Origin of the sequence: Pseudomonas sp. (assembly GCF_050739775.1) — a bacterium.
In the GTDB taxonomy this organism is placed as follows: domain Bacteria; phylum Pseudomonadota; class Gammaproteobacteria; order Pseudomonadales; family Pseudomonadaceae; genus Aquipseudomonas.
In genome coordinates this window covers 77,935-97,224 of the sequence record NZ_JBOICA010000003.1, presented here as the reverse complement: position 1 = coordinate 97,224, position 19,290 = coordinate 77,935, and the positions used below count along the sequence as shown (strand labels likewise).

At 61.2% G+C, this 19,290-nt stretch carries 17 protein-coding genes; 7 read left to right on the top strand and 10 right to left on the bottom strand.

Annotated elements, in window-relative coordinates:
• The first annotated feature begins 215 nt into the window (after window positions 1-215).
• The 3 genes from ACRESH_RS03130 (at window position 216) to ACRESH_RS03120 (ending at window position 4,931) form a co-directional block, all read left to right on the top strand.
• Entirely contained in the window at window positions 216-2,534 is a 2,319-nt protein-coding gene (locus ACRESH_RS03130) for a Tex family protein (RefSeq protein WP_431740564.1), read from the top strand.
• 182 nt (window positions 2,535-2,716) lie between these two features.
• Complete coding sequence (gene gshA, locus ACRESH_RS03125; protein WP_431740563.1) at window positions 2,717-4,303, top strand: glutamate--cysteine ligase; 1,587 nt, start codon at window positions 2,717-2,719, stop codon at window positions 4,301-4,303.
• Window position 4,304: 1 nt separating this feature from the next.
• On the top strand, window positions 4,305-4,931 hold the full coding sequence (locus ACRESH_RS03120) for a TetR/AcrR family transcriptional regulator (protein WP_431740562.1): 627 nt from the start codon (window positions 4,305-4,307) through the stop codon (window positions 4,929-4,931).
• 62 nt (window positions 4,932-4,993) lie between these two features.
• Here ACRESH_RS03120 and ACRESH_RS03115 read toward each other — a convergent pair whose 3' ends face one another.
• The 8 genes from ACRESH_RS03115 to ACRESH_RS03080 all read right to left on the bottom strand — a co-directional run bounded on the left by ACRESH_RS03115 (window position 4,994) and on the right by ACRESH_RS03080 (window position 12,040).
• On the bottom strand, window positions 4,994-5,209 hold the full coding sequence (locus ACRESH_RS03115; protein ID WP_010221227.1) for a TOBE domain-containing protein: 216 nt from the start codon (window positions 5,207-5,209) through the stop codon (window positions 4,994-4,996).
• An 18-nt stretch (window positions 5,210-5,227) separates the two neighbouring features.
• Window positions 5,228-6,040 carry an aliphatic sulfonates ABC transporter ATP-binding protein gene (gene ssuB / locus ACRESH_RS03110; RefSeq protein ID WP_431740561.1) on the bottom strand — a complete coding sequence of 271 codons (813 nt, stop codon included), beginning with the start codon at window positions 6,038-6,040 and terminating at the stop codon, window positions 5,228-5,230.
• Complete coding sequence (gene ssuC / locus ACRESH_RS03105; RefSeq protein ID WP_431740560.1) at window positions 6,037-6,831, bottom strand: aliphatic sulfonate ABC transporter permease SsuC; 795 nt, start codon at window positions 6,829-6,831, stop codon at window positions 6,037-6,039. Before ssuC ends, ssuB begins: the two co-directional genes overlap by 4 nt.
• 10 nt (window positions 6,832-6,841) lie before the next feature.
• On the bottom strand, window positions 6,842-7,990 hold the full coding sequence (gene ssuD, locus ACRESH_RS03100) for an FMNH2-dependent alkanesulfonate monooxygenase (RefSeq protein ID WP_431740559.1): 1,149 nt from the start codon (window positions 7,988-7,990) through the stop codon (window positions 6,842-6,844).
• Window positions 7,991-8,048: 58 nt separating this feature from the next.
• Window positions 8,049-9,014, bottom strand: a complete 966-nt coding sequence (locus ACRESH_RS03095) for a sulfonate ABC transporter substrate-binding protein (protein ID WP_431740558.1) — start codon at window positions 9,012-9,014, stop codon at window positions 8,049-8,051.
• Window positions 9,015-9,108: 94 nt separating this feature from the next.
• Window positions 9,109-9,702, bottom strand: a complete 594-nt coding sequence (gene ssuE / locus ACRESH_RS03090; RefSeq protein ID WP_431740557.1) for an NADPH-dependent FMN reductase — start codon at window positions 9,700-9,702, stop codon at window positions 9,109-9,111.
• A 191-nt stretch (window positions 9,703-9,893) separates the two neighbouring features.
• Window positions 9,894-10,532, bottom strand: coding sequence for a peroxiredoxin (locus ACRESH_RS03085; protein ID WP_431740556.1), 639 nt, complete (start codon window positions 10,530-10,532; stop codon window positions 9,894-9,896).
• A 158-nt stretch (window positions 10,533-10,690) separates the two neighbouring features.
• The gene (locus ACRESH_RS03080) at window positions 10,691-12,040 is read right to left on the bottom strand and encodes an OprD family porin (protein WP_431740555.1); all 1,350 of its coding nucleotides are present in this window, start codon (window positions 12,038-12,040) and stop codon (window positions 10,691-10,693) included.
• Window positions 12,041-12,598: 558 nt separating this feature from the next.
• Here ACRESH_RS03080 and tauA point away from each other — a divergent pair.
• From tauA to tauD, 4 genes are read left to right on the top strand one after another with little or no spacing between them, the layout of a single operon-like run.
• The gene (tauA, locus tag ACRESH_RS03075) at window positions 12,599-13,576 is read left to right on the top strand and encodes a taurine ABC transporter substrate-binding protein (protein ID WP_431740554.1); all 978 of its coding nucleotides are present in this window, start codon (window positions 12,599-12,601) and stop codon (window positions 13,574-13,576) included.
• Window positions 13,577-13,588: 12 nt separating this feature from the next.
• Window positions 13,589-14,383, top strand: coding sequence for a taurine ABC transporter ATP-binding subunit (tauB, locus tag ACRESH_RS03070; RefSeq protein WP_431740553.1), 795 nt, complete (start codon window positions 13,589-13,591; stop codon window positions 14,381-14,383).
• The gene (gene tauC, locus ACRESH_RS03065) at window positions 14,380-15,219 is read left to right on the top strand and encodes a taurine ABC transporter permease TauC (protein WP_431740552.1); all 840 of its coding nucleotides are present in this window, start codon (window positions 14,380-14,382) and stop codon (window positions 15,217-15,219) included. Before tauB ends, tauC begins: the two co-directional genes overlap by 4 nt.
• 19 nt (window positions 15,220-15,238) lie before the next feature.
• Window positions 15,239-16,075: a taurine dioxygenase gene (gene tauD, locus ACRESH_RS03060; RefSeq protein WP_431740551.1), complete on the top strand. Its 837-nt coding sequence runs from the start codon at window positions 15,239-15,241 to the stop codon at window positions 16,073-16,075.
• A 60-nt stretch (window positions 16,076-16,135) separates the two neighbouring features.
• Here tauD and betT read toward each other — a convergent pair whose 3' ends face one another.
• Window positions 16,136-18,097 carry a choline transporter BetT gene (gene betT, locus ACRESH_RS03055; RefSeq protein WP_431740622.1) on the bottom strand — a complete coding sequence of 654 codons (1,962 nt, stop codon included), beginning with the start codon at window positions 18,095-18,097 and terminating at the stop codon, window positions 16,136-16,138.
• A 212-nt stretch (window positions 18,098-18,309) separates the two neighbouring features.
• Window positions 18,310-19,242, bottom strand: coding sequence for a serine O-acetyltransferase EpsC (gene epsC / locus ACRESH_RS03050; RefSeq protein WP_431740550.1), 933 nt, complete (start codon window positions 19,240-19,242; stop codon window positions 18,310-18,312).
• Window positions 19,243-19,290: the final 48 nt, after the last annotated feature.

Sequence of the window (19,290 nt, the reverse complement as noted above, 5' to 3'; positions counted from 1 at the left end):
CATTATGGCTTAGCCGCCATTGACCGTGCCGTGTGCATTGTTAGCAGATTTTTCCCTGTGCGCCAGTTCTACCTGGCCAAGAGCTGGCGCGCTGCTATCACCGCAACCCCTGCGCGCTGGGTATAATGCGCCCCTTTCAGCCAGCGCCGCATTGATCCGAGCGCCCTATGGTGCCCGCCTGCGGCCTTTGTTTTCACAATTTGTCAGGTGGTTTTATGGACAGCATCAACAGCCGCATCGCCGAGGAACTCGGTGTCCGCCCGCAACAGGTCGAAGCGGCCGTGGCCCTGCTTGATGAAGGCTCGACGGTGCCTTTTATCGCCCGTTACCGCAAAGAAGTAACCGGCAGCCTGGATGACACCCAACTGCGTCATCTGGAAGAACGCCTGCGCTACCTGCGTGAATTGGACGACCGTCGCGCCAGCATCCTGGCCAGCATCGATGAGCAGGGCAAGCTGACCCCTGCGCTTGCCCGCGAGATCAAGCTGGCTGACACCAAGACGCGCCTCGAAGACCTCTACCTGCCTTACAAGCAAAAACGCCGCACCAAGGGCCAGATCGCCCTGGAAGCCGGCTTGGGCGAGCTGGCCGATGGCCTGTTGAACGACCCGCAGCTGAGCCCTGAAGTCGAAGCCGCACGCTTTGTCGACACCGAAAAAGGCGTGGCCGACGTCAAGGCAGCCCTCGAAGGTGCCAAGTACATCCTCATGGAGCGCTTCGCCGAAGACGCCAGCCTGCTCGACAAGCTGCGCAGCTTCCTCAAGCAGGAAGCCGTTCTCAGCGCCCGCTTGGTGGCCGGCAAGGAAGAGGAAGGCGCCAAGTTCCGTGATTACTTCGAACACGATGAGTTGCTCAAGAGCGTGCCGTCGCACCGCGCCCTGGCGATTTTCCGTGGCCGCAACGAAGGTGTCCTGGCCGCCTCGCTGAAAGTCGGCGAAGAGCTGCCTGGCACCCTGCACCCCTGCGAACTGATGATCGCCGAGCGTTTCGGCCTGCAAAACCACAACCGTCCTGCGGACAAGTGGCTCGGCGAAGTGGTGCGCTGGACCTGGAAGGTCAAGCTCTACAGCCACCTGGAAACCGACCTGTTCGGCGAACTGCGTGACAACGCCGAAGGCGAGGCGATCAACGTTTTCGCTCACAACCTGCATGACCTGCTGCTGGCAGCGCCAGCCGGCCCGCGCGCGACCCTGGGCCTTGACCCGGGGCTGCGTACTGGCTGCAAAGTGGCGGTGGTGGATGCCACTGGCAAGCTGCTGGACACCGCCACGGTCTACCCGCATGTACCGAAGAACCAGTGGGACCAGACTATCGCCGTGCTCGCGGCCCTGTGCGCCAAGCACTCGGTGGAGCTGATCGCTATCGGCAACGGCACCGCCAGCCGCGAAACGGACAAATTGGCCGCCGAGCTGATCAAAAAATATCCAGCCCTGAAAATGACCAAGATCATGGTCTCCGAAGCCGGTGCTTCGGTGTACTCGGCTTCGGAACTGGCTGCCCGCGAATTCCCGGACCTCGACGTGTCGATCCGTGGTGCCGTGTCCATCGCTCGCCGCCTGCAGGATCCGCTGGCCGAACTGGTGAAGATCGACCCGAAATCCATCGGCGTTGGCCAATACCAGCATGACGTTTCACAACTAAAGCTGGCCCGCGGCCTGGACGCCGTGGTCGAGGACTGCGTGAACGCCGTCGGCGTCGACGTCAACACCGCCTCGGTAGCCCTGCTGGCACGCATCTCCGGCCTCAACAGCACCTTGGCGCAGAACATTGTCAGCCACCGCGACGCCAACGGCGCTTTCAAGACCCGTGCGGCGCTGAAGAAAGTCAGCCGCCTCGGCGAAAAAACCTTCGAGCAAGCCGCCGGTTTCCTACGCGTGATGAATGGCGACAACCCGCTGGACGCCTCGGCGGTACACCCTGAGGCCTACCCGCTGGTACAGCGCATCGCCGCCGAAACCGACCGCGACATCCGCTCGCTGATCGGCGACAGCGGTTTCCTCAAGCGCCTGGACCCGAAGAAATTCACCGACGAAACCTTCGGCCTGCCGACCGTCACCGACATCCTCCAGGAACTGGACAAACCCGGCCGCGACCCGCGCCCCGAGTTCAAGACCGCTGAATTCCAGGAAGGCGTCGAAGACCTCAAGGACCTGCAGCTGGGGATGATTCTCGAAGGCGTGGTGACCAACGTGACCAACTTCGGCGCCTTCGTCGACATCGGCGTGCACCAGGACGGCCTGGTGCACATCTCGGCGCTGTCGGAGAAGTTCATCAAGGACCCGCGTGAAGCGGTCAAGGCCGGCGACGTGGTCAAGGTCAAGGTCATGGAAATCGACATCCCGCGCAAACGTGTCGGTCTGTCGATGCGCATGAGCGACACCCCGGGCGAGAAGATCGATGGCGCCCGTGGCAGCCGTCCGGGTTCTGCACCGCGTCAACAGAGCGCCCCGGCCCGCGCCAAGGAGAGCCCGGCGCCGGCCAACAATGCCATGGCCGCGCTGTTCGCCAGCGCCAAGCAACTGAAGAAGAAATGATAGAGGCCCGGCAAGAGGTCGCCCTCTAGCCGCAAGCAGCCAAATTGCGATACTTTCGGCAGAGCGCAGGCACTGCCGAAAGCCGGCCAACACCAGGCGACAACGCCAGTTCCTCTGTCCACCCTTGTAGACCGTCATATCCACCCCCATATTGGGGCGACTGATGCGTGAAGGAATCCATCTTGAGCGAACTTCTCAACCGCCGCCTGAGCCTGCTCGGCCAAGGCGACAACCTCTCCCTGCTCAAGCAGTGCCTGCACGGCATCGAGCGTGAATGCTTGCGTGTGACCGAGCAAGGTCGCCTGGCACAGACCCCGCACCCCGAGGCTCTCGGCGCGGCGCTGACCCACGAGCAGATCACCACGGACTATTCGGAGTCGCTGCTGGAGTTCATCACCCCAGCCTTGGCCGACCCGGCGCAGACCCTCGAAAGCCTGGAGAACATCCACCGCTTCGCCTACACCAAACTGGGCACCGAGTACCTGTGGAGTCCGTCGATGCCCTGTCCGCTACCCGCCGAGGAAGACATTCCGATCGCCTGGTACGGCAGCTCCAACATCGGTCAGCTCAAGTATGTCTATCGCAAGGGCCTGGCCCTGCGCTACGGCCGCACCATGCAGTGCATTGCCGGGATTCACTACAACTTCTCGCTGCCGGAAAACCTCTGGCCGCTGCTGCGCGCCGCCGAAGGCAGCAGCCTGGATGACCACGCTTATCAGTCGGCGGCCTACATCGCCCTGATCCGTAACTTCCGCCGTTACAGCTGGTTGCTGATGTACCTGTTCGGCGCCTCGCCGGCGCTGGACGCCGGTTTCCTGCGCGGGCGCCCGCATCAACTCGAGCAGTTCGACGCCGATACGCTCTACCTGCCGTACGCCACCAGCCTGCGCATGAGCGACCTGGGCTACCAGAGCAACGCCCAGGCCGGCCTGACGCCGTGCTACAACAACCTCAGCAGCTACACCGACAGCCTGCGCAAGGCCGTGGCCACACCCTACGCGCCTTATGTCGAGATCGGCACACACAAGGATGGTGAGTGGGTACAGCTGAACACCAACATCCTGCAGATCGAAAACGAGTACTACTCCAATATCCGCCCCAAGCGCGTGACCTACAGCGGCGAGCGGCCGATCCAGGCCCTGATGGCCCGTGGCATCCAGTATGTCGAAGCGCGCTGCCTGGATATCAACCCGTTCCTGCCAACCGGTATCGACCTGCCCGAAGCGCGTTTCCTCGACGCCTTCCTGTTGTTCTGCGCCCTGGAAGACAGCCCGCTGCTGGGTTACCTGGAATGCGGTAACTGCACCAGCAACTTCCTCAGCGTGGTCAAAGAAGGTCGTCGTCCAGGGTTGATGCTGCAACGCCACGGCAAGCCGGTGGAGCTCAAGGAATGGGCCAATGAGCTGCTTGAGCATATTGCGCCGTTGGCCGCACTGCTCGACCGCAGCCAGGACGGTGATGAGCACGCCAAGGCCCTGGAACTGCAGAAGACCAAGGTCAGCGACCCGTCCCTAACCCCGTCGGCCCAGGTGTTGGCGAGCATGAGCGAACACAAGGAAAGCTTCAGCCGCTTTGCCTTGCGCCAGAGCCAGGCGCATGCCGAGTTCTTCCGCGCCAAGGCCCTGCCGGCAGACGAGCAACAGCACTTCGAAGCGGCGGCGCGTGAGTCCCTGGAGGCCCAGGCCAAGCTTGAGCGTGAAGAAGACAAGGCCGACTTCGACCTGTTCGTCAGCGCCTATCAGGCCAGCATCCTGGCGATCAGCAACTGACATGACCCGTACCGTCACCGCGCGCAAACCCCGCGCCCGCAGCCAGGCGCGGATCGACTCGATCCTCGAGGCGGCGCGCATCCTGCTGGCCAGCGAAGGCGTGGCCAGCCTGTCGATCTACAGTGTGGCCGAGCGGGCGCAAATCCCGCCGTCATCGGTGTATCACTTTTTCGCTAGTGTCCCGGCCTTGCTCGAAGCCCTGACCGCCGATGTCCATGGCGCCTTCCGGGCTTGCCTGGCAGCACCAATCGAAGCCTGCGCGCTGCACACCTGGCACGACCTCTCGCGCCTGGTCGAACAGCGCATGCTGAGTATCTATAATCAGGACGCGGCAGCCCGCCAACTGATCCTCGCCCAGCATGGCCTGAGCGAAGTGACCCAGGCCGACCGCCAGCACGACATCGAACTGGGCGATTTGATGCACAAGCTGTTCGCCCAGCACTTCCAATTGCCGGTGCTACCGGATGATGTCGATGTGTTTGCCCTGGCCATGGAACTCGGCGATCGGGTTTATGCCCGCTCGGTGCAATTGCACGGGCAGATCACGCCGCGCATGGCCGAGGAAGGCATGCGGGTATTCGATGCTTATCTGGGGCTGTACCTGCCGCCCTTCTTGCCGAAACGCTGAGGGCCTCATCGCGAGGCAAGCACGCCCCCACACAGACTGGAGCGGGCTTGCCTCACGATGAATCAGAGCTTGGCAATCGACACTTCAGTGGACTTCACAAAGGCAATCACTTCACTGCCAATGGTCAGCTCAAGCTCGCGCACCGAACGGGTGGTGATCACCGAGGTGACAATGCCTGAAGCCGTCTGCACATCGATTTCCGACAGCACCGGGCCTTCGAGGATTTCCTTCACGGTGCCTTTGAACTGGTTACGTACGTTGATCGCTTTGATGGTCATCTGCTTGCTTCCTTCTGGTCAATGAGCCCAACGCAACTGCGTTGGCAAAGGTGCTACAGGTTCCGGTTCGGGCGGTGCGCCTGGCACCGAGAGAACGCGGTTAAGCACTTCGGTTTCCAGCACCGCCAGGCGATGGGAGCCACGCACACGGGGACGTGGCAAGTCGACGATCAGGTCCAGGCCCACTTCACCGTCTTCGATGAGGATCACCCGGTCTGCGACCGCAACCGCTTCGCTGACATCATGGGTAACCAGCAGGACAGTAAAGCCATGCTGGCGCCAGAGCCGTTCGATCAGTTGCTGCATCTCGATACGGGTCAGGGCATCCAGGGCGCCTAGCGGCTCGTCGAGCAGTAACAGGCGCGGCTGGTGGATCAGCGCACGGGCCAGGGCCACTCGTTGCTTCTGCCCGCCAGACAGCGCCGCCGGCCATTCATTGGCGCGCTCGGCCAGGCCGACCGCCTCCAGGGCTTGCAATGCCTGTGGCCACCAATTACCGGACAAACCCAGGCCGACGTTGTCGATCACCTTCTTCCAGGGCAATAGGCGCGCTTCCTGGAACATCAGCCGGGTGTCCTCGCGCGCCTCGCTCAACGGCGCGGAGCCTGCCAGCAGCTCGCCGCCGGTGGGCTGGTCGAGCCCCGCGAGCAAGCGCAACAGGGTGCTCTTGCCGCAGCCGCTACGCCCGACAATGGCCACGAACTGCCCGGCAGGAATATGCAGGTCGATATCACCCAGCACCTGGCGCTGGCCAAAGGTTTTCTGCAGGCTGTTCGCCGCCAGCGGTATGCCGCGCAATAGCCGCGCTGGTGGTTCCTTGAGAATGGTCATGCGCTCTCCCCCCGGGTGGGTTGATAAGCCGGGTGCCAGCGCAGCCAGACCCGCTCCAGGCCACGCGCCGCCAGGTCGGCAAGCTTGCCGAGCACGGCATAGAGAACAATCGCCAGCACCACCACGTCGGTCTGCAGGAACTCTCGGGCATTCATCGCCAGGTAGCCGATGCCGGCGTTGGCCGAAATGGTTTCGGCAACGATCAGGGTCAGCCACATGAAACCCAATGCGAAGCGCACACCGACCAGGATCGAGGGCAAGGCACCGGGTAGAATCACCTGGCGAAACAGCTCGAAGCCGGACAAGCCATAGCTGCGCGCCATTTCCACCAGCGCTGGATCGACGTTGCGGATGCCGTGGTAGGTATTGAGGTAAATCGGGAACAGGGTGCCCAGCGCCACCAGGAAAATCTTCGCCGACTCATCGATGCCGAACCACAGAATCACCAGCGGGATCAGTGCCAGGTGCGGCACGTTACGGATCATCTGCACCGAGCTGTCGAGCAGACGTTCGCCCCACTTCGACAGCCCGGTGACAAAGCCCAGCGCCAGGCCGATTGCGCCACCGATCAGAAAGCCAAGCACGGCGCGCCAGCCACTGATAGCCAGGTGGGTCCAGATTTCACCGCTGCGCACCAGTTCGACACCCGCGCTGAACACTGCGCTGGGTGCCGGCAGGATGCGCGTCGACAGCCAGCCTACGCTGACTGCCAATTGCCAGACCGCCAACAGCAGCAGCGGCAACGCCCAGGGTGCCAGGTGCTGCGGCCAAGGAGTGGATGCACGACTCATGACCCGATCCTCAATGCTGCGCCGTGGACTTGGGCAGGATGTCGTTGGCCACCATCTCGCCGAAGGGGCTCACGTAACCAGCGCTTTTCGGCAGCTCCGCACGCTGCACATCCAGATGCGGGAACAGCAGCTCAGCGACCCGGTACGACTCTTCAAGGTGCGGATAACCAGAGAAGATGAAAGTATCGATGCCCAGTGCGGCATATTCTTTGACCCGCTCCGCCACGGTCGGTCCATCGCCCACCAGCGCGGTGCCGGCCCCGCCACGCACCAGACCGACACCGGCCCAGAGGTTGGGGCTGACTTCCAGGTTGTCACGGTTGCCGCCATGCAGTGCGGCCATGCGTTGCTGGCCAACCGAGTCAAAGCGCGCCAGCGACGCCTGGGCGCGGGCAATTGTGTCGTCGTCCAGGTGCGAAATCAGACGTTCGGCAGCCTGCCAGGCCTCGGCATTGGTCTCGCGCACAATCACATGCAAGCGAATACCGAAACGTACCGTGCGCCCCTGCTTGGCGGCCTTGGCGCGGACTTGCTCGATCTTTTCCGCGACGGCGGCCGGTGGTTCACCCCAGGTCAGATACAGCTCGACCTGCTCGGCTGCCAGATCCTGGGCCGCTTCGGAGGAGCCGCCAAAATACAGCGGTGGACGTGGCTGCTGGATCGGCGGATAGAGCAACTTGGCGCCTTTTACCTGGATATGCTGGCCGTCGTAATCGACAGTTTCGCCTTCCAGTACCCGGCGCCAGATACGGGTGAACTCCACCGAGGCCTGGTAACGCTCTTCATGACTGAGGAACAGGCCGTCACCGGAAAGCTCTTCCGGATCGCCACCGGTCACCAGATTGAACAACGCCCGGCCTTCGGAGAGTCGGTCCAGGGTTGCCGCCTGGCGTGCCGCCACGGTCGGCGAGATGATGCCCGGGCGCAGGGCGACCAGGAATTTCAGACGCTGAGTCACCGGAATCAGCGACGCGGCGACCAGCCAGGAGTCCTCGCAGGAGCGCCCGGTCGGGATCAAGACACCAGCAAACCCCAGGCGGTCGGCAGCCTGGGCAATCTGCTGCAGGTAACCGTGATCGACGGCACGCGCACCTTCCGAGGTGCCCAGGTAGTGGCCGTCGCCGTGGGTTGGAAGAAACCAGAAAACATTGAGGCTCATTGGAGTTGTCTCCTAAGGGGAACGCAAGCCGGGACTGCGTCCCGGCACGGGCGAATCGTCAAGGCGCAGTGGCGACCTTGGCCGGGGGAGTCCAGATCACATCCTTGATACTCAACGGCTTGGGAATCAGCTTTAGCGTGTGGAAGGTGTCGGCGATTTTCTGCTGGGCGCTGACCACATCCGGAGTCAGGAAGTGAGAGCCGTAGCCCTGGCGTTTGACCGAGGTCAGGGTAATGTCGGCCGGCAGGCCAAGCAGCGGTGCGACCTGGTCGGTCACTTCCTGCGGGTTGGCTTTGGACCACTCGCCCACGGCGCGCACTTCCTCGACCAGGGTGTTGATCACTTCCGGGTGCTGCTGCGCGTAAGGTTTGGTCGCCAGGTAGAACTGATGGTTGTCGACGATGCCCTTGCCGTCACGCAGGGTGCGTGCCTGCAACTGCTGTTCGGCAGCTGCCTGATAGGGGTCCCAGATCACCCAGGCATCGACACTGCCACGCTCGAACGCCGCGCGGGCATCGGCAGGGGGCAGGAACACCGGCTGGATGTCGGTGTATTTAAGGCCGACATCCTCCAGGGCGCGCACCAGCAGGTAGTGCACGTTGGAGCCCTTGTTCAGCGCGACTTTCTTGCCCTTGAGTTCTTTGACCGACTGGATCGGCGAGCCCTTGGGCACCAGGATCGCCTCGCTGTGCGGTGCTGGTGGCTCATAGGCCACATACAGCAGGTCTGCTCCGGCAGCCTGGGCGAATACCGGCGGGGTCTCGCCGGTGACACCGAAGTCGATGGAGCCGACGTTCAGGCCTTCAAGCAACTGCGGGCCACCGGGGAATTCAGTCCATTGAACCTGTATGCCCTGGGCCGCCAGACGCTTCTCCAGCGAGCCCTTGGCCTTGAGCAGCACCAGCGTGCCGTATTTCTGATAACCGATCCGCAGGCTTTGGGCCTGAGCTTGAGTAATGGCGCCGAAGGACACAGCCGCAGCAAACAGAGCGACCAGACCACGACGCAAAATGACAGTGCGCATAGCGCTCTCCTTTTGCTGTTGGGGTTCAGGCTGCACCTGCTTGCCCGTTGGCGGGCGAGTAAGGTGGGAATTGCAGAAAATCGGGTGGTGCGCCTCAGATGCTCCAGCGCGCACTGAGCAGACGTTCATTCAACACTCCAGGCGCGACCGGTTTCGGTCGGCGTGCCAGAGCACTGTGAAACAGTTCAAGCGACTCGTTCAGACGTTGCTCCAGGACCGCTGCCAGCTGCGCGGCGACATTGCCTTCGCCGTAGGTGATCTGGCTGTCATCAGCGAAAATTCCTTGCAGGATTTCCTGGGCCTTGAGCGCAGACAACACCGGCTTGAGCGCGTAGTCCACTGCCAGCATGTGGGCGATACTGCCGCCGGTTGCGATGGGCAATACCACTTTGTGGCTCAGGGCGCGCTCAGGCAGCAGGTCGAGCAGGGTTTTCAACGCTCCGGCAAACGACGCCTTGTAGACCGGAGTCGCCACCACCAGGCCGTCGGCTTGCTCTACCAGTTGCAGGAAGTGCTGCACCCTGGGGCTATCGAAACGCGCATGCAGCAGATCCTCGGCCGGAAAGTCGCGGACCTGGAAAGTCACCACTTCGACGCCCTGGCCTTGCAGCCACTGGCGGCTGCGCTCAAGCAGCACACCGGAGCGTGAGCGCAAACTGGGACTACCACCGAGAGAAACAACCAGCATTGGCGCACATCCTTGATCGTGTTCTAGAGGGCCGCGAGGTTGAGTTCTCGCTGGAATGGAATGACCTTAACAGCTCAACATATATATCTATAAATCATATTTATTCATTTATTTATGCATTTTAGAGCTATAAAAACATCGACAAAAAAAGGGCCGTCGAAACGGCCCAAAATCCCTGCTATGGCTAAAGATCAGCGATTGGGTTGCGGGGTCAGGCGCAGGTATGGCTTGACCGCTCGGTAGCCCTTCGGAAAGCGTCGTTTGATTTCGTCTTCGTCCTTGAGCGATGGCACGATCACCACCTCGTCACCGTCCTGCCAGTTGGCCGGGGTGGCGACCTTGTGATTGTCAGTCAGCTGCAACGAGTCGATCACCCGCAGAATTTCGTGGAAGTTGCGCCCGGTGCTGGCCGGGTAGGTGATGGTCAGGCGGATTTTCTTGTTCGGGTCGATCACGAACAAGGAACGCACGGTCAGGGTATCGCTGGCATTGGGATGAATCAGGTCGTAGAGGTCGGAAACCTTGCGATCGGCATCGGCCAGGATCGGGAAGTTGACGAGGGTATTCTGGGTTTCGTTGATGTCTTCGATCCAGCGGTGGTGGGAGTCCACCGAATCCACCGACAGGGCAATGGCCTTGACGCCACGCTCGGCGAATTGCTCTTTGAGCTTGGCGGTGAAGCCCAGCTCGGTAGTGCATACCGGCGTAAAGTCGGCCGGATGCGAGAACAGCACGCCCCAGCTGGTGCCCAGCCATTCATGGAAACGGATCTTGCCGGCGCTGGATTCCTGTTCGAAGTCGGGGGCGATATCGCCGAGTCTGAGGCTCATGGTGCGGCTCCTTGGCTGGGTTCGTTATGGGGTTACTGTGCCTGTAACGGAATAAAAACAAAAAGAATAAATATAGATTTGTTTATAACTTTTAAGCCTATAAATCGGTAGATAAAAAAAAGCCTTGCATAGAGCAAGGCTTCTTGTTTCAACCGGACTTACATGAAGCTGTAAGTGTAGTTGAAGATCAGACGGGTCTGGTCCTGGTCGCGAGCGGACTCAGAACCCTCACCACGGTAAACACCATGACGCAGGCTGGCGCCCAGGCCTTTGAGGGTGCCTTCCTGAATGACATAGTCGACACGAGCGTCGCGTTCCCATTCGTCATAAGTACCGTTGCCGGACTTGAAGCGAACATCATCACCACGCAGGTAATTGACCGAAGCCTTCAGGCCTGGCACGCCCAGTCGTGCGAAATCATACGCGTACTGACCGAAAGTGGTGTTCTCGCCAGCACGGACAAAGGAGTTGATCATGCTGTCAGTGAACAGGTAGAAGCTCGAGCCGCCAGCGCCTTCATTACGACCCCTGCCATCTTGGACGTCACCTTGGCCCAGGTAGACGAAACCACCATCATCGCCGACCTGCTGATGACCAAGCAGGAACGAGTGACCACCCAAGGTGTAGGTGAACATGGCGCTCCAGGTCTTGTTGTCGACCTCGCCTTTGTTCTTGGCATAGCCACCGTTGTTGCTGAAGAAGTGAGTTGCATCACCGTTCGCGCCGTCGCTGCTGCTGTCGAAGTAACGCAGATCGGTTTTGAAGGATTGGTCGTCAGCAATCGGGAAAACGTGGGTCAGGCCCAGGAAGTGCTGTTTGTAGTAGTCTTCCAGGTTCGCATAGTAGTACTGCAGGGTCAGGTCTTTGGTGACCTTCCAGTCGCCACCGGCGAACTGGAACTTGTTGCTGTCCTGGAAACCACCGGCAACGGCCAGACCGGTACGGTTGCTCGACGCACGACCCATGGCGTGGGTCAGCTGACCAGCGTTCAGGGTCAGGTTGTCGATTTCCTTCGACTGGATGGTGCCACCTTCAAACGTTTGCGGCAGCAGACGGCCATCGTTCGCTACGAGGATTGGCAGGTTAGGTGCCAGGGCGCTACCGAAGTGAGCTTCAGTTTTCGAGAAACGCGCTTTGGCATTACCACCGATACGCCCCCAGTTACTGACTGCCGAACCGTCGGAATCGCTTGGGAGGAAGGTGCTACTGTTCGGATGACGACCACGACCGCCATCCAGGTGAATACCCCACAATGCCTGCAGGTCAACGCCGAAACCTACAGTGCCTTCGGTGAAACCAGACAGGTAGTCCAGCTTGAAGCCCTGGCCTGCTTCACGAGTGTCACCATTACGGTTGTTGGCCGGAGTATGAATTTCGCGGTCATCATTATTGAAATACATGGTCCGCGAACTGAGCGACAGTTTGCTGTCTTCAACGAAACCGGCAGCACCCGCCTGCTGGGCCAGAACCCCTACGGCCACGGCGACTGCCAAGGTCGACTTGTACATGTTTTGCTCCTCTACGTTTCTAATTTTTGTGTGTCGCTTACGGCAGGATCTGTTGTCCTGCTCGACGTCGATCGGCGATTAGCACCAAAGCGTGACCGTCAAGTCAATCGTAACGATTCATTTCACGACTTTGGTCTAATGCGCCAGCCCTGGCGTGAAGGATAATGACAATCCTATAATTCCAAAAAGACTTATTTCGTAATTTTTCAGATTATTACGGAATATGGACCGAAATTTTCTCCGCTGCCGCGGCGTTATCGGCACAAAAGCTAATTCCTAAAGGAAATTAACAGTATATTTTTTATACCGTGAAGTCCTTATCACTCCCTGCTTCGACGCGCCCCCTTTCCCCGTCAGACCCCATCATTTCGTTTTCCAGCGGCCACAGCCTTGACCACCGTCAGGTTTACGAGATCGCGACATCCCGCCGAGCACTCCCGGTCGCTTAAATCGATTGGCTCCTAAGCTAATGCTAAAAAGTTATTTATTTTAATTTTCTTAGATCATCTAGTCTTTCAAGCATTGCCTCCCCACCGACCGTCTGACAAGGAGTTCACCATGACCCTGCATGCTCCGCTGCGCCTGTTCGCTGCCCTGACCCTGGCCGGCGCCAGTTGGCTCACCCAGGCGGCCGACCTGACCGTGGCCTACCAGACCACCGTCGATCCGGCGAAAGTCGCCCAGGTCAACGGCGACTATGAGAAGGCCAGCAAGGCCAGCATCGACTGGCGCAAATTCGACAGTGGTGCCGATGTGATCACCGCTGTGGCCTCCGGTGACGTGCAGATCGGCTATCTCGGCTCCAGCCCCCTGGCTGCCGCTGCGACCCGCAAGCTGCCGGTGGAAACCTTTCTGATTGCCACCCAGATCGGCGCTGCCGAAGCCCTGGTGGCCCGCAATGGCGCCGGGATCAATTCGCCCCAGGACCTGATCGGCAAGAAGATCGCCGTGCCCTTCGTCTCCACCGGACACTACAGCCTGCTGGCGGCGCTCAAGCAATGGAACATCGACCCGGCCAAGGTACAGATTCTCAACCTGGCACCACCGGCAATCATCGCCGCCTGGAAACGCGGTGACATTGACGCCACCTACGTTTGGGACCCGGCCCTGGGTGTGGCCAAGGAAAACGGCAAGGTGTTGATCACCTCCGGCGAACTGGCCGAGAAAGGCGCACCAACCTTCGATGCCTGGATTGTGCGCAAGGACTTTGCCGCCAAGCACCCCGAAATCGTCAGAGCCTTCGCCAAAGTCACCCTGGATGCCTACGCCGACTATCGCAAAGACCCACAGGCCTGGCTGGCCAATCAGAGCAACGTCGACAAACTGGTCAAGCTCTCCGGCGCCAAAGCCACGGACATTCCAGCCCTGCTGCAAGGCAACGTGTTCCCGCTGGCGGCCGACCAGATTGCCGCACTCGGTGCGCCGACCACCCAGGCCATCACCGACACCGCCACCTTCCTCAAGGAACAGGGCAAGGTCGAAGCGGTACTGCCGGACTACGCGCCGTACGTCAGCGCCAAGTTCATCGCCAACTGATCGGAGCTCGTCATGGCATTGCTTGAACTGGAGTGCATCAGCGCACAGTACCCCGGCGCAGCCGAACCGGTGCTGGCCGATATCAACCTGAGCCTGGGCCCGCAGCAGTTGCTGGTGGCCATCGGCCCTTCGGGCAGCGGCAAGACCTCATTGCTCAACCTGATTGCCGGGTTCGTTGCCCCCAGTACCGGGCGTATCACCCTCGACGGTGTGCCGGTGCAAGGGCCCGGTGCCGAGCGCGGCGTGGTGTTCCAGGACGATGCCCTGCTGCCTTGGCAGGATGTGCTGGCTAACGTCGCCTTCGGCCTGGAACTGGCGGGCGTGCCGCGCTCCGAGCGTGAACGCAAGGCCCGGGAGATGCTCGTCCTGGTCGGCCTGGCCGATTTCGGCAAGCGCCGGATCTGGCAACTGTCCGGTGGCCAGAAGCAACGCGTGGGCCTGGCCCGTGCATTGGCCGCCGACCCGCGAGTGCTGTTGATGGACGAGCCGTTCGGCGCCCTCGATGCCTTTACCCGTGAACAAATGCAGGAACTGCTCCTGCAGGTCTGGCAACGTACAGCCAAACCGGTGTTCCTGATCACCCACGACATCGAAGAAGCCGTGTTCCTGGCCACCGACCTGATCCTCCTGGCCCCCAATCCCGGACAGATCGTCGAACGTCTGCAGCTGGATTTCGGTCAGCGTTACGCTGCCGGTGAGTCGGCCAGGGCGATCAAATCCGACCCTCGCTTTATCGAAACCCGCGAGCACGTACTGAGTCGGGTGTTTTCTCAACGCAGCGCCGCCGTGCGGCAGGGGTTCGCATGAGCAGCCTGGAAGTGCCGGTTGCGGCCAAACGCAATAGCCCATCAAAGCCGGTTGCGAAGATCCGGCGCAGCCTGAACACTCGCTGGATCAGCGGCCTGACCCTGGCCACCTTGCTCCTGCTGTGGTGGGCGGTAACCGCCGCCGAGTGGATCGAACCGTTGTTCCTGCCGTCCCCTGAGGCGGTGCTGGCCAAGGCCTGGTTGCTGCTGACCCAGGGCTATATGGACTCGAGCCTGTGGCAACACCTGAGCGCGAGCCTGGGGCGCATCGGCCTGGCGCTGGGCGCGGCAATTGTCACGGCGATTCCGATCGGCATCGCCATCGGCCACAACCGTATTGCCCGCGGCATTCTTGATCCGCTGATCGAGTTCTACCGCCCTATTCCTCCCTTGGCCTACCTGCCACTGATCGTGATCTGGTGCGGCATTGGCGAGCTGTCGAAGGTGCTGCTGATCTACCTGGCAATCTTCGCGCCCATCGCCATTGCTACCGCTACTGGCGTGCGCACGGTCGACCCGACCAAGCTGCGTGCAGCGCAATCGCTGGGCGCTTCCCGGGCCCAGCTGATCCGCCATGTCATCCTGCCCAGCGCCCTGCCCGACATTCTTACCGGTGTACGCATAGGCTTGGGCGTGGGCTGGTCGACCCTGGTCGCCGCCGAGCTGATCGCCGCCACCAGCGGCCTGGGCTTCATGGTCCAGTCGGCTGCGCAGTTCCTGGTTACCGATGTGGTGGTGCTGGGCATCCTGGTGATCGCGCTGATTGCCTTCGCCCTGGAAATGGGGCTGCGCGCCCTGCAGCGCAAATTGGTGCCCTGGCACGGCCAGAGTCATTGAAGACCAATCGAGAATAACCATGAGCCTGACCATTATTACCCCGCTGAGCACTGCACTCGGCGCACAGATCAGCGGTATCGACCTCAGCCGCGAAATCAATAAGGAACAACGTGACACCATCGAACAGGCCCTGCTCAAACATCAGGTGCTGTTCTTCCGTGACCAGCCGATCAACCCGCAACAGCAGGCCGCTTTCGCCGCACGCTTTGGCGACCTGCATATCCACCCGATCTACCCCAATGTGCCGGAAACCCCGCAAGTGCTGGTGCTCGATACCGCCGTCACCGATGTGCGCGACAACGCCATCTGGCACACCGACGTGACCTTCCTGCCCACTCCGGCAATGGGTGCGGTACTCAGCGCCAAGCAACTGCCTACATATGGTGGCGATACCTTGTGGGCCAGCGGCATTGCAGCCTTCGAGGCCTTGTCGGCTCCACTCAAGCAACTGCTCGATGGGCTGACCGCGACCCATGACTTCACCAAGTCCTTCCCTCTGGAGCGCTTCGGCACCACACCCGAAGACCTGCAACGCTGGGAAGCGACACGGCGCAGCAACCCGCCACTGTCACACCCAGTGATCCGCACGCACCCGGTCAGCGGACGCAAGGCGCTGTTCGTCAACGAAGGTTTCACCACGCGGATCAACGAGCTGAACGAGGCGGAAAGCGAGGCGATTCTCAAACTGTTGTTCGCCCATGCCACTCGGCCGGAATTCACCATTCGCTGGCGCTGGCAGGAAAACGACGTAGCGTTCTGGGACAACCGCGTGACCCAGCATTACGCGGTGGATGACTACCGGCCGCAGCGACGGGTGATGCATCGGGCGACGATTCTGGGGGATGCGCCGTTCTGATTATTATCGCGAGGTAAGCCCGCTCCTACACTGTGGGAGTGGGCTTGCCCCGCGATGCTTTTAACGCACCAGATGCAAGAACTGCATATGCCGTTCGTACTGGTCGAGGATATCGTTGATGATCTGCTCCTTGCTGTAGCCAACCAGGTCATAGTCCTGGCTGCCTTCGCTCAGATGCACCTCGGCGCGGTAGTAACGGCGGTTCTTCAACTCCTGGGTGCCCAGCCCGCCCAGGGCGAATGACGGTGTGAAGTAGCCGCGCATCTGCACCTGATAGATGAAGGGCTGCTCCTCTCCATGACCAATCTTCAGGCTGACGTTGTCATGGCTCGGGTCTTCCTGGGTAATAACGTTCAGGCCCTTCTCGACGAACACCTCGGTCACCTCGGCAATCGCCGGGCGCACCACGTCGTCCATGAACCGATAGACCTCATCGCGCGAGGGGAAATGCACCGCCTGGCTCAGGCGTTGGCGCCAGCCACCACGGCCGCGGCGCGAGTTGGCGAACGGCGCCAGGGAATGCATCTGCGCAATCTGACGCTGCGACTCCAGGTAGAACGCCTTGTGCAGGCCCCACATCATGGCCAGGAGAATCACCGAGAACGGCAGCGAGGTAAGCACCACCGCCGACTTCAATGAGTCGATGCTGCCGGCGAACAGCAGGCCTATGGTCACCAGGGCGGTCATCACGCCCCAGAACACCCGCAACCAGTTCGGCCCATCTTCGTCAGCGTTGCCGCCGCGGGCGGACAAGGTCGACAGCACCACGGTGCCGGAGTCGGCCGAGGTGACGAAGAACACAAAGCTGATGAACACCGTGACCGCGATGACCGCCTTGCTCCAAGGGTAGGTTTCCAGCAGTAGGTAGAGGGTCATCGAGGGGTTGTCGATGGCTGACTGGCCCAGCGCGGTCATGCCGTGATCGAGCACCTGGGACATTGCACTGTTACCGAAGATCGACATCCACGCCAGGGTGAAACCCAGCGGGATCAGCAGCACGCCGAAGACGAACTCGCGGATGGTCCGGCCCCGGGAAATCCGCGCAATGAACAGGCCGACAAAGGGTGCCCAGGCAATCCACCAGGCCCAGTAGAACACGGTCCAGCCACCCAGCCAGTCTCTGGCTTCGTTATAGGCATAGACATCGAAGCTCTTCCTCGGCAGTGCGCCAAGGTAGTCGCCCAGGTTCTGGATCAGGGTGTTGAACAGGTGCTGGGTAGGCCCGGCGAACAGGACGAACAGCAGCAGCGCACAGGCGAGGAACATGTTGATGTCGGACATCACCCGCACGCCTTTGTCGACCCCGGCCACGGCAACCGCCACCGCCGCGCCCATCATCAGGGTGATCAGCGCCACCTGCACCCATTGGCTATGAGGAATGCCGAACAGGTAATCCAGGCCCGAGTTCAGGTGCAACACGCCAAAGCCCATGTCGGCACCCAGACCGAACACCGTGGCGATTATGCCGAAGCCATCCACCGCATAGCCAATCGGCCCGTTGATGCGCTTGCCGATCAGCGGGTAGAGCGCCGAACGCAGGGCCAGCGGCAGGTTATGGCGATAGGCGAAGTAAGCCAGCGCCATACCGACGAAGGCGAACACGCCCCAGCCGTGCAGGCCCCAATGCAGGAACAGCAACTGCATCGCCTGACGCCCGGCCTCGACCGTTCCGGCTTCACCCTGGGGCGGCTGGAGCATGTGGGTCAGGGGTTCGGAGACGCAAAAGAAGAACAGGGTGATGCTGATACCGGCGGCAAACAGCATGCCGGCCCACGACAGGTAGCTGAACTCGGGTTCGTCGTGGTCGGCACCGAGCTTGATCTTGCCGTAGCCGGACAAGGCGGTGACCACCACGAAGACCAGGTACAGCGTCATCGCCAGCATGTAGTACCAGCCGACCGTATTGGCCGCCCAGTTCTGTGCTGCCAGCAACCATTCACCGGCCGCTTGCGGATTGCTGATGACCACCAATCCGAAAATAAGGATAAAGCTCGCCGCGAAATAGAATACCGGCGGATTCATGCGGATCTTGCCGCTGGGTGAGGAACTTGGTGCACTCATTGAATGTGCACCTCGAAATGAGGGAAAAGGCTTGGATTGAACGGGTTCAGCAAAGGGGTTCCTCCTGTTGAACACCGGCAGCGGACCACCGTTTTAACTTGAACAAGCGTTCAAGTTAAACATGGATGGGGTCCGCAATGCGACCCGATGCCGCAATCCAAGCCCTGGTTCGGCTACTTCTGGGTGCCGTCATCATGCTGCAGATTGGCCTGGGTCAGGTTGCTACCCGGGGCCACACTGCGGGTCAACCAGACGTTGCCACCGATGGTCGAACCCTTGCCGATGGTGATTCGTCCCAGAATAGTTGCGCCGGCATAAATCACCACATCGTCCTCGACAATCGGGTGACGCGGATGGCCCTTCTGCAACTGGCCGTCCTCGTCCGCCGGGAAGCGCTTGGCGCCCAGGGTCACGGCCTGGTAGATACGCACCCGCTCGCCGATGATCGCCGTTTCGCCGATCACCACACCGGTGCCGTGGTCGATGAAGAAGCTTTGGCCGATTTGAGCACCCGGGTGGATGTCGATACCGGTGGCCGAATGCGCCAGCTCCGAACTGATCCGCGCCAGCAAGGGCAGGCCGGAGCGGTAAAGGTGATGAGCAAGACGGTGATGGATCACCGCAAGGATACCCGGGTAGCACAGCAACACCTCATCGACGCTGCGTGCCGCCGGATCGCCATGGAAGGCTGCCAGCACATCGGTGTCGAGCACGCTGCGCAGGCCCGGCAAAGCGGCAGCGAAGTCCTGGATCAGGCGCAGCGCCGTGGCGTCGACGTCGGCGGTGTTGCACTTGCCATGGCGAGCGACATAGCGCAGTTCCAGGCGTGCCTGGGCAAGCAAGGCGGTCAGGGCCGAATCGAGGGTATGCCCGACATAAAAGTCCTCGCTCTCCTCACGCAGGTCCACCGGCCCCAGGCGCATGGGAAACAGCGCCCCGCACAGTTGCTCGAGGATGTGCCGCATGGCTTCTCGCGAAGGCAGCTCACGCCCACCTTGCTCGCCACTGCTACGACCATTGCTGCTGCGCCACTTGTCACGGGCGCTACGCAAGCCGGCAACGATGCCCTGCAGTTGCCAATACCCTGTTTGCGCGTTTTCGCTCACGGTTACGTCTCCTGACGCGGCGGCGATAATGGAATGAGAAGGCCGCCA